This is a genomic window from Streptomyces sp. NPDC056347 (assembly GCF_042262625.1).
GTDB lineage: Bacteria > Actinomycetota > Actinomycetes > Streptomycetales > Streptomycetaceae > Streptomyces.
Window position 1 is genome coordinate 1 of sequence record NZ_JBHJQP010000246.1, and the last position, 9,094, is coordinate 9,094.

General features: G+C 74.6%; 10 protein-coding genes. 4 read left to right on the forward strand and 6 right to left on the reverse strand.

The window, feature by feature from the left end; genetic code table 11:
- The first annotated feature begins 75 nt into the window (after positions 1–75).
- Positions 76–1,794, forward strand: a complete 1,719-nt coding sequence (locus ACFCV8_RS33885; RefSeq protein ID WP_376689348.1) for a bifunctional 3'-5' exonuclease/DNA polymerase — start codon at positions 76–78, stop codon at positions 1,792–1,794.
- Here the strand turns inward: ACFCV8_RS33885 and ACFCV8_RS33890 are convergent.
- The 3 genes from ACFCV8_RS33890 to ACFCV8_RS33900 form a co-directional block, all read right to left on the reverse strand.
- Entirely contained in the window at positions 1,757–1,975 is a 219-nt protein-coding gene (locus ACFCV8_RS33890) for a hypothetical protein (RefSeq protein WP_376689349.1), read from the reverse strand. The genes ACFCV8_RS33885 and ACFCV8_RS33890 overlap by 38 nt on opposite strands.
- Before the next feature lie 145 nt (positions 1,976–2,120).
- Positions 2,121–2,963, reverse strand: a complete 843-nt coding sequence (locus ACFCV8_RS33895) for a carbohydrate-binding protein (RefSeq protein WP_376689350.1) — start codon at positions 2,961–2,963, stop codon at positions 2,121–2,123.
- Between the two features lie 171 nt (positions 2,964–3,134).
- Positions 3,135–4,502 carry an alpha-lytic protease prodomain-containing protein gene (locus ACFCV8_RS33900; protein ID WP_376689351.1) on the reverse strand — a complete coding sequence of 456 codons (1,368 nt, stop codon included), beginning with the start codon at positions 4,500–4,502 and terminating at the stop codon, positions 3,135–3,137.
- A gap of 166 nt (positions 4,503–4,668) precedes the next feature.
- Here ACFCV8_RS33900 and ACFCV8_RS33905 point away from each other — a divergent pair, with 166 nt between their 5' ends.
- Positions 4,669–5,349, forward strand: a complete 681-nt coding sequence (locus ACFCV8_RS33905; RefSeq protein ID WP_376689352.1) for a phosphotransferase — start codon at positions 4,669–4,671, stop codon at positions 5,347–5,349.
- Between the two features lie 4 nt (positions 5,350–5,353).
- Here ACFCV8_RS33905 and ACFCV8_RS33910 read toward each other — a convergent pair whose 3' ends face one another.
- From ACFCV8_RS33910 to ACFCV8_RS33920, 3 genes are all read right to left on the reverse strand, one after another.
- Positions 5,354–5,719 carry a hypothetical protein gene (locus ACFCV8_RS33910; protein ID WP_376689353.1) on the reverse strand — a complete coding sequence of 122 codons (366 nt, stop codon included), beginning with the start codon at positions 5,717–5,719 and terminating at the stop codon, positions 5,354–5,356.
- Positions 5,720–6,039: 320 nt separating this feature from the next.
- Entirely contained in the window at positions 6,040–6,618 is a 579-nt protein-coding gene (locus ACFCV8_RS33915; RefSeq protein WP_376689354.1) for a PASTA domain-containing protein, read from the reverse strand.
- Positions 6,615–7,163, reverse strand: a complete 549-nt coding sequence (locus ACFCV8_RS33920) for a SigE family RNA polymerase sigma factor (RefSeq protein ID WP_376689355.1) — start codon at positions 7,161–7,163, stop codon at positions 6,615–6,617. Before ACFCV8_RS33920 ends, ACFCV8_RS33915 begins: the two co-directional genes overlap by 4 nt.
- 280 nt (positions 7,164–7,443) lie before the next feature.
- Between ACFCV8_RS33920 and ACFCV8_RS33925 the strand changes: the two genes are divergently transcribed.
- Entirely contained in the window at positions 7,444–7,776 is a 333-nt protein-coding gene (locus tag ACFCV8_RS33925; RefSeq protein ID WP_073810844.1) for a PadR family transcriptional regulator, read from the forward strand.
- Positions 7,777–7,919: 143 nt separating this feature from the next.
- The gene (locus ACFCV8_RS33930; protein WP_376689356.1) at positions 7,920–8,762 is read left to right on the forward strand and encodes a hypothetical protein; all 843 of its coding nucleotides are present in this window, start codon (positions 7,920–7,922) and stop codon (positions 8,760–8,762) included.
- Positions 8,763–9,094: the final 332 nt, after the last annotated feature.

Sequence of the window (9,094 nt, forward strand, 5' to 3'; positions counted from 1 at the left end):
CTCCCGTCCCGGCCACGGACCGGGACGGGGCGCGGCCCCCGTCCGTTGTCAGTGCAGGGTGCCAGACTCGAAGGCATGACCGAACGGTGGGCCCTGACCACGACGGAGACCGGCGGCGCCCTCCTCGCGCCGCTGGCCCCGACGGGCCTGCCCGCCGGCCCCGTCGTGGCCGAGCCCGACGTGGTGGCGGCGGTCCGCGCCCGCCCCGAGGTCACCCGCTGGGTCTGGCGCTCCTGCGCGGAGGTGTACCCCCGGCTCCTCGCGGCGGGTGTCCCCGTGGACCGCTGTTACGACGTCGAGGTCGCCGAATCCCTGCTCCTGGCCCATGAGGGCCGCCTCGGTGAGCCCCGCTCCGCCGCGGCCGCCCACGCCCGCCTGCACGGCGCCCCGGTGCCGCCCGATCCGCCGCCCCGCTCGGCGGAGCCCGGCGCGCAGTCCTCGCTCTTCGAGCCCCGGCCGGCCGCCCCGCTCCCCTTCGACGCCCTGCTGGAGGTCTACGCCGACCAGCTCCGCCGGCACGACGCCACCGAGCACCCCGGCAGAATGCGGCTGCTCACCGCCTCCGAGTCGGCGGGCATGCTGGTCGCCGCCGAGATGCACCGCTCCGGCCTCCCCTGGCGGGCCGACGTCCACCGCGAGGTCCTCCACGAGCTGCTCGGCGAGCGGTACGCGGGCGGCGGCGAGCCCCGCAAGCTGGCCGAGCTGGCCGACCAGGTGTCCGCCGCCTTCGGCAGACGGGTCCGCCCCGACCTCCCGGCCGACGTGGTGCGGGCCTTCGCGCAGGCCGGGATCAAGGTGCGGTCCACCCGCCGCTGGGAGCTGGAGGGCCTGGACCACCCGGCGGTGGCCCCGCTCGTGGCGTACAAGAAGCTCTACCGGATCTGGACGGCGCACGGCTGGTCCTGGCTCCAGGACTGGGTGCGTGACGGCCGCTTCCGCCCGGAGTTCCAGCCGGGCGGCACGGTCAGTGGCCGCTGGACGACGAACGGCGGCGGGGCGCTCCAGATCCCCAAGGTGATCCGGCGGGCGGTCGTCGCCGATCCGGGCTGGCGCCTGGTCGTCGCGGACGCCGACCAGATGGAGCCCAGAGTGCTCGCCGCGATCTCCCGCGACCGCGGCCTGATGGAGGTGGCGGGCCACGACGGCGATCTGTACACCGCCCTCTCCGACCGGGCGTTCCACGGCGACCGGGAGCACGCCAAGCTCGCCCTGCTCGGCGCGGTCTACGGCCAGACCTCGGGCGACGGCCTGAAGAACCTGGCCGCGCTGCGCCGGAGGTTCCCACGCGCCGTGGCCTATGTCGACGATGCCGCGAAGGCCGGGGAGGACGGCCGCCTGGTACGGACGTGGCTGGGCCGGACCAGCCCCCCGGCCGCCGGGAGCGAGGCGTACGAGGAGGCGGGCATCCCGCAGGAGAGCGCCGGGCCGACCGGCTCCGACGACGGCTCCGACCCCGGTTCCGGGTCGGGTTTCACCCCGGGCTATGCCTCGTCGAACGCCCGTGCGCGGGGCCGTTTCACCCGTAATTTCGTGGTGCAGGGCAGTGCGGCCGACTGGGCGCTGCTGCTCCTGGCCGCCCTGCGCCGCTCGCTGCACACCGCCGGACTCCGCGCCGAGCTGGTCTTCTTCCAGCACGACGAGGTGATCGTGCACTGCCCCCAGGAGGAGGCGGCCGCCGTGGTGGAGGCCATCCGGGCGGCCGGGGAGCTGGCCGGGCGGACCGCCTTCGGCGAGACACCCGTGCGCTTCCCGTTCACTACGGCGGTGGTGGAGCGCTACTCCGACGCGAAGTAGCCCCCGGCGCCGAACCGGCACCCGGCCCCGGCCCCGGCGCGTCGCCGAACCCGGCGAGCCCGTGGTCGTAGTGCGCCGGGCGCAGATGGTGATGCCGGTGCCGGGCGTTCAGCAGATGGATGACGTACGCCGCGATCGCGATCATCGCGAGGACGACCGCGAAGGTGATCAGGCTGTTCATGCCGTTCCGGCCCCCTTCGAACACGCAGGCCGATCGGTGCGGCCCACCGGGAGCCGTACGCGTCCAGGTTACTCCGCTGCCCGGCGCCCACCCCCCTCGGACGAGCACCGGACAGCGGCGGGGTCGCCCCCGCTGTGCCGCGCGTCTACACGCGTTCCCACAACGCGGGGACGTTGGGCGGCTCCCACCCGGCCATCGCCGTGTGGGCCTGCGTGCAGCGGTACGTGGCCCCGCCGTACGTGACGCGGTCTCCCGCGGTGTACGCCGTGCCGGCCTTCCAGGTGCCGCCCGGGGTGGTCGGCGGGTCCGTGGGGTCGGTCGGCGGGTCGGTCGGGCTCTGGGCGATGTTGAGGACGAAGTCGAACGTCCCCTGCTGCCCCGAGCCCGCGTCCCGGACGTTCATCAGCAGCGCCGGGTCGTACAGCATGTCGGTGTTGTTGCGCGGCTCGCCCGGGAAGTACAGCTGGGTGGTCAGGATGGACGAGCCGGGCGCCTGGACCTTCACATGGATGTGGCGGGTGCGCCCGGGGTACAGCCCCGGCACGATCGTGGTCAGGCTGTACGCCCCCGACTGGTCGGTGAACTGGTGCCCGCGGAAGGCGAATCCGCTCATGTCGTAGGCACCGTTGGTGTCGGCCTGCCAGAAGTCCAGCAGCACTCCGGGGATCGGCCGGCACGCCCGGCCGAAGACGTAGCCGCTCACGGTCAGCCGGACACCGGGCGTGCTGTCGGTGATCAGGCTGGTGCGGAGCGGGGAGTTGGGCTTGAAGTAGGGGCCCTCGATCTGGTCGTGGGTCGGGCCGTCGCCGTCGTCGCAGTTCGGCGTCGGGGCCAGCGGCTTGCCGCCGGAGCCCGCGTCCCGGGCGAGCGCGACGCCACCGCCCGCGAGCAGCGGGACGGCACCGGCGACGAGCGCGGCCTTGAGCAGGGTCTTTCGGCTGATCGGTCGGTCGCCGGGGTTCTGGCCCTCGGCCGGTTCTGGGGTCATGGCTGATTCCTCGGGGTGGGGGAAGGGCACGTGCATGACACAGAGCGGTTCGGGGTGCGCGCCGCCCGGCCGGGAGGCCGAAGCGGTAGCCGGGCGGGCGCGGTAACCGGTGGCGGCCAGGGGTGCGGGGCCGCCGTATTCACTGCGGAGCGGTCTCGGAGCCGGGCGGGCTCAGGCCCGGGCCCAGAGGGCCGGTACGTTCGGCGGGGTCCAGCCGGGCTGCGCCAGGTGCGCCTGGAGGCAGCGGTAGCTGTCGGAGCCGTACGTCACGACGTCGCCCGCCGCGTACGTCGTGCCTTCCTTCCAGGTACCGCCCGGGTTGGTCGGCGGCTCGCTCGGGTCGGGCCCGGTGCCGCTGGTCATCAGCGTCAGCCCGTACGCCTGGAGCGCCGGGTTCACCGGCTGGAAGTACGTCGTACCGCCCTGGGAGCAGTTGCCGGAGCCGCCGGAGGTGACGCCCTGCGCCTGGCTGCCGGAGATGAACGAGCCGCCGGAGTCCCCGGGTTCGGCGCACACATTGGTCCGGGTGACCCCGGAGACGGTGCCCTCCTGGTACGTGACACTGGTGTTGCGCTGCTGCACGGTCCCGCAGTGCCAGCCGGTCGTCGAGCCGGATCGGCAGACCGACGAGCCCTCCAGCGCCTCGGTGGACCCGGTGACGGTGATGTCGCCGTTGCCGTACCCGTTCACCAGGGCGCGCGGCGTCCAGTTGGTGTTGGTGGCGACCCAGGAGTAGTCGCGGCCCGGGAAGGTGGAGCCCTGGAACGAGCCCTGCGCCTGCTGGTCGTAGCCGTTGGTGGTGACACCCGGTGTGCCGCAGTGACCGGCGCTGACGAAGCCGCCCTGCGTACCGCGCTTCACGGGGAAGCCGATGGAGCACCGCCCCAGACCGTTCATGTAGTACGCGTCACCGCCCCGAAGATCGGCGAACGTACGCGGCCGCTCGGTGGACCGCCGCACCGTCACGAGCTCGGCCGGCACTCCGGCCTCGGCCAGGAACGCCTCGGCGGCCTTGGCGCGGGCGGCCTCGACGACGACCCGGTTGCTCGCCACGTCGACGTACCAGACCGGCACACCGGCGGGCGCCCCGCGCTGCGCGGCCCGGTCCAACGCACCCTTGGCGGAGTCGAGTTCGGCCTGGCTGTGCGCGACGACCACGGACCGGGCACCGGCGAGGCGGATCTCCTCGGCGTGGGCGGCGTCGGTGGTGGCGACCGTCAGGGCCGCGTCGTCACCGCTGACCCGGGCGCCGGCGAAGTCCGCGCCGAGCGTGTGCTTCAGCGCGGAGGCGATCGCCGCCGCCCGGGTCTCGTGCCCGATCCGGCTGCGCGCCTCGGCCTCGTTCAGGCCGAGATCGCGCTTCATTGCCTCCAGCAGACCGGGCGAGAGCTGCCCGGTCCCCGCGGCGGTGGGGGTGCGGAGCTGGGGCGCCGGATCGGCGGACGCGCTGCCGGTCAGACCGGCCAGCGCGAGCGCCCCGACGGCAACGCTGGCGGTACACGCGGCCAGGGCACGTCTGCGGAGTGTGGAGCTCTCCACGGAACTCTCCTTGACTTCGGGGGAATTGCCGACAACGTAGCCGCGTACACGTCATCCCAGGAGATCCCGTTCACCCCCTCACTTCGCGTTATGGTCTCGCCGGTATCCGCCCCGCGGACCGGCCCCGGGCATCCCCGTCCGCCGCCGGTCCCCGTAGGTTCGCCCCATGCGAATAGGTGAGCTGCTCGGTGCCGGACGATCGGCCGATGTGTACGCACTCGACGAGAAGTGGGTCCTGCGCCGCTACCGGAACGGCATGGACGCCACGCCCGAATGGATGGTCATGGCCTACCTCGCCGCACACGGCTGCCCCGTCCCGCGCCCGGGCCCGCGCGACGCGAAGACGCCGCCCGGCGATCTGGTACTGGAGCGCCTGACCGGCCCGACGATGCTGGACGCCCTGCTGGCCGAGGAGTTGTCGGCGGACGAGGCGGGCGCCCTGCTGGCCGGCCTCCTCGCCGAACTCCACACCGTCCCGGCCCGGCTCTCCCCGCACCCCGAGGACCGGATGCTCCACCTCGACCTGCACCCGGGCAACGTGATGCTGACGGACCGGGGCCCGGTGGTGATCGACTGGAGCAACGCGTCGGAGGGCGCCCCCGCCCTGGACCGCGCCATGTCCGCACTGATCCTGGCCCAGATCGCGGTGGACCCCGCCTCCCCGCTGTCCGCCCCGGCCCGCACTCTCCTGACCGCCCTGGCCCCCCACCTCACCGCCTCCGGCCCGCTGCCCGCCCCCCACCTCACCGAAGCCGCCCACCACCGCACCGCCAACCCCACCCTGACCGCCCACGAACTCACCCTCATCGAACCGGCCACGGCCCTGGTCCACGCCCTGACGGGCTGACGGGCTAACGGGCTGACGGCAACCCGACGGACGACGGGCGGCCCCGAAGCGACGGGCCCGCCCGGGCCTTGCCGATGGCCTTGGCCTGGTCGGCGGCGAGGGCGGGGTCGACGGCCTTGAGGGCGGCGATCAGCCCTGCGGTCTGGGCGACGTTGGGCGACGGGACACTGCCGACGGCCGGTGCGCCGGCGGCGGCCGGTGCGCTGGATGCCGGGGAGGCGGCGCTGCCGGCCGGGGCCGCGCTGGTGGTGGCGGGTGCGGGCGCGACGGGGGCGCTGCTGGTGGCGGAGGCGCTGCCGTCGTCGTCGCAGGCGGTCAGGGTGAGGAGTGCGGCGGCGGTCAGGCCGACCGTGAGAAGTCGGAGCCTCATGACTGACACGGCGTCAGCAGCGAGGGTGCGGCGGTGCCGTTGTCGCTGGACCGCGAGGAGGCCATGGCGCGGCCGGGACCGGGAGTCGGCGGTCGGCGCGCACGGGCGGAGCGTCCGTGCGCGCATGCTCCGCCGACGCCACGGCCCTGCGCCCCACCGGCAGGAGCCCTCCCCCACTCCCCTCCCCGCACGCGCCCCTCGGAAAAGTCCAGCGGCGGCCCGGAGGGGCGGGCGTCCAGCCGGTGCGCCGCGGTCGACGGACTGCCCGGCACCGGCCCCTGGGTCACTCGGCCGGTGCGCGGGCCGAAGGGCCCGGTCGCTCAGGTTCCGCCGGGTTTGCCCGTCGAGACCAGCAGGAGGACGGACGAGCCCGGTGCCACCGGTTCTGCGCCGCCCCGGGGCTGACTGCTGATCACCTGCCCGGCGGGAGCGTTCCAGTCCGTGTGCCGCATGATCGTGCAGCTCAGTCCGAGTCCGCGCAGCAGGCTTCCGGCCTGTTCGACCGGCATGCCGGCCAGGTCCGGCAGCGCGATGCCCGCTCCCCCGGTCTGCTCCTGCTCCTGTGTCGGAGTCGCATCGGCGCTTCCGCTCTTGGGGGTGCCGGTGGCGAGCGGGGTGCACGCCCCGTTCGCCGGTGAGGACAGGGACGGGGAGGCGCCGGGCGCGGGCGGCACGGGCTTCAGCGCGAAGAACCCCACCGTGGCGCACGCCAGCACGCAGCACGCCGCAGCGGTGCCGAGGAGCGCCCGGCGGGTGCGGCTGCGGCTGACGGCTCGCTCGATCGCGGCCGCGTCGATGACCGGCGCCGTCGGCCCGTCGGCGAAGGAGGCCACCGCGGCACGCAGCTCGGCTTCGAGGCCCGGCTCGAACGGGGCCGGTCCGGACGACGTGTTCCTCACTTCGTACCTCCGAAAGCGGTCGACGGCGTGTGCGGCGCCTGGGCGCCCGATACGGAATCGCGCAGCTTGGCCAGGCCGCGGGCGAGCTGGGACCTCACTGCACTCGAAGAGATGTCCAGGACGTCGGCGACCTGCCGGGCGTCCAGATCGTGCAGGTAGTACAGGACCACCACGCTGCGCATGCCCATCGGCAGCCCGAGCAGTGCCTCGATCAGTTCCGCGCGCAGATCCACCTGCCCGAACCGGTCCCGGGGGTCGGCCGTCTCGGGCACCCCCGACAGCCCGGGGCGCTCGCCCCGGCGCGACAGCCGCCGCCAGCGGTCGTTGGCCAGGTTGACCAGCACTTTGCGCACGTACGCCTCCGGCGAGTCCACCACCGCGCCCTTCCGCCACTGTCGGCACGCCCGCTCCAGCGCCTCCTGCACCAGATCCTCGGCCACATGTACGTCACCGGTCAGCGCATACGCGGTGCGGAACAACGCTCCCGACCGCTGTGCGACGAACTCCGTGAATCCGTTGCCCGGACCGCTCCTACGAAACCTCACCCGCCGACCTCCTCTCCTCGTCCCGTCCCGATCACTGCCCCCATGACGGCGGAACGGGGCCGGGTGCTGCACCGAGCCGCCGGCAGTGACGTGAATCACAGCTGGGACGGAAGGGTGTCCCAGGACCTCGCGCCGCTGCCGCCCGGGGTGCGGGCGGGGCCCGGCGAAGTGGAGGGCCGCCGGGCGGGCGGCCCGCGGTCGGCCGAGAAGAACGGGGGCGCCTCTTGCCGGATACTACGGTGACCGTACTACGGTGTGCCGGGTGAAGAACAAACGCTCCATGCAGGAGCCGACCTTCCTCCTCCTCACCGCACTCGCCGACCGGCCGCGCCACGGCTACGCGCTCGGGGACGAGGTCGCCGCGATCTCCGACGGTCGGGTGCGACTGGGCGCAGGCAGCCTCTACGGCACCCTTGACCGCCTGCTGGCTGAGGGGCTGATCCGCGTCGAGCGCGAGGAGACGGTGGACGGACGCCCCCGACGCGTGTTCACCCTCACCCCGGACGGAGAACAGTCGCTCAGGACCGAGGCCGACCGCCTGCGCTCCGCCCTGCGCGAGGCGGACCGCCGCCTGGCGGCACCCCGGACCCGTTCCGCAGGAGGCTCGGCATGACCTCGAAGCACCCCCTGAACGCCTGGCTTCTCCGGCGGGCCTCGCGCTCTACCTGTCCTCGTACGGCACCGGCGCGCTCGCGGAGGTGACCGACTTCGCCGCCCGCCGGATCGCTCTCCGGTCCGGCCGGAGGGCTGCGCGAGGTGGCCGACGTCGCCGGGCACGGAGTCCGGGTCCGGCTCGGCCTGGTCTCCCACCGCCCGACGGGCCGGGCGTTCGCCACCGCGGCGCCGATCGCCGCCCTGCTCGCCGGAACCTACGCGGCAGCCTCGGTCGTGCGCGACGTGCGAACCGCCGTCAGCCCCGAGACCCACGGCTCCTCCACCAGCGGCTTCCCCGACGGAGGCCCGCTCCTGGCGGCGGTCTCGTTCCTCGTCCCGGCCGCGCTCACGGCCTGCGCGGTGGTGGCCGACCGCTGGTCCGCCGCACGGGTCCTGGCCCTGCTGGCCGCCGCTTCGGCGACACTGTTCTGCCTGCTGTCCTACACCGGGCCGCTCAGCCCGGACCGAGCCGCAGCAGCCGAACTCGGCCTCGGCCCGCGCGGGTTGGGGCTGATCACGCTCAACACCCTGATCCTCCTGCTCGCCCCGCCCGACCGGGAGCGCCGCCCCGGCACCGGGCTGTGGCTCGCCGTCGTCGTCACGGCCTCGGCCGTCGGTGCCGCCGGCGGCGGGGAGAAATGGATCGAGGTCCTCACGACCTCCGGGCTCGGCCTCCGGGCCCCGCTCGCCACCGGAGCCGCGCCGGCCCGCAGCACCCACGGGCCCAGGGACGCGGTGATGGCCGCCACCGTCCTCGCGGCCCCACCGCTGCTCACCCTCTGCTCTTCGGCGGCCAGGCGTCCGCCGCCACCGCCCTGCTGCCCCAGCTCCTCGTCCTGTCCGCCTTCGGCTACCTGGCGGCCCGAGGCGCGATCCTCCTGTGCCGCCGCCTTCCGAGGAGGGGGCTTTCCCTCAGCTGACCCACGCACCCTCCCTGCTCCCTGAAGGTGAGCGGTCGGCTGCCGGTCGGACCGCACGGAAGCGGACCGGCGAGCAGGCACTCCCCCGCGCGGCGGCCGGACGCTTCGGGGCCGTGCCGCCACCCACGGGCTCCGGGACGGCCGGAGCTCCCAGCCCCGTAGGTCAGGGCGGGCGCTCCGGTCGTCCCGGTACACCTCGTGCCGGTAGCCCGCGTCGGCCGGCCGCCCAGGCACCGGGCCTTCGCCGCCGCCCCAGGGGTGGGCCGTGGTGACGACCCGGCAGGCGTCGAAGACGAACAACGGGCGGCGGAAGACCGCCACCGGGCTGCGCAGCGGGTGCCGGACCACGTCCGGCAC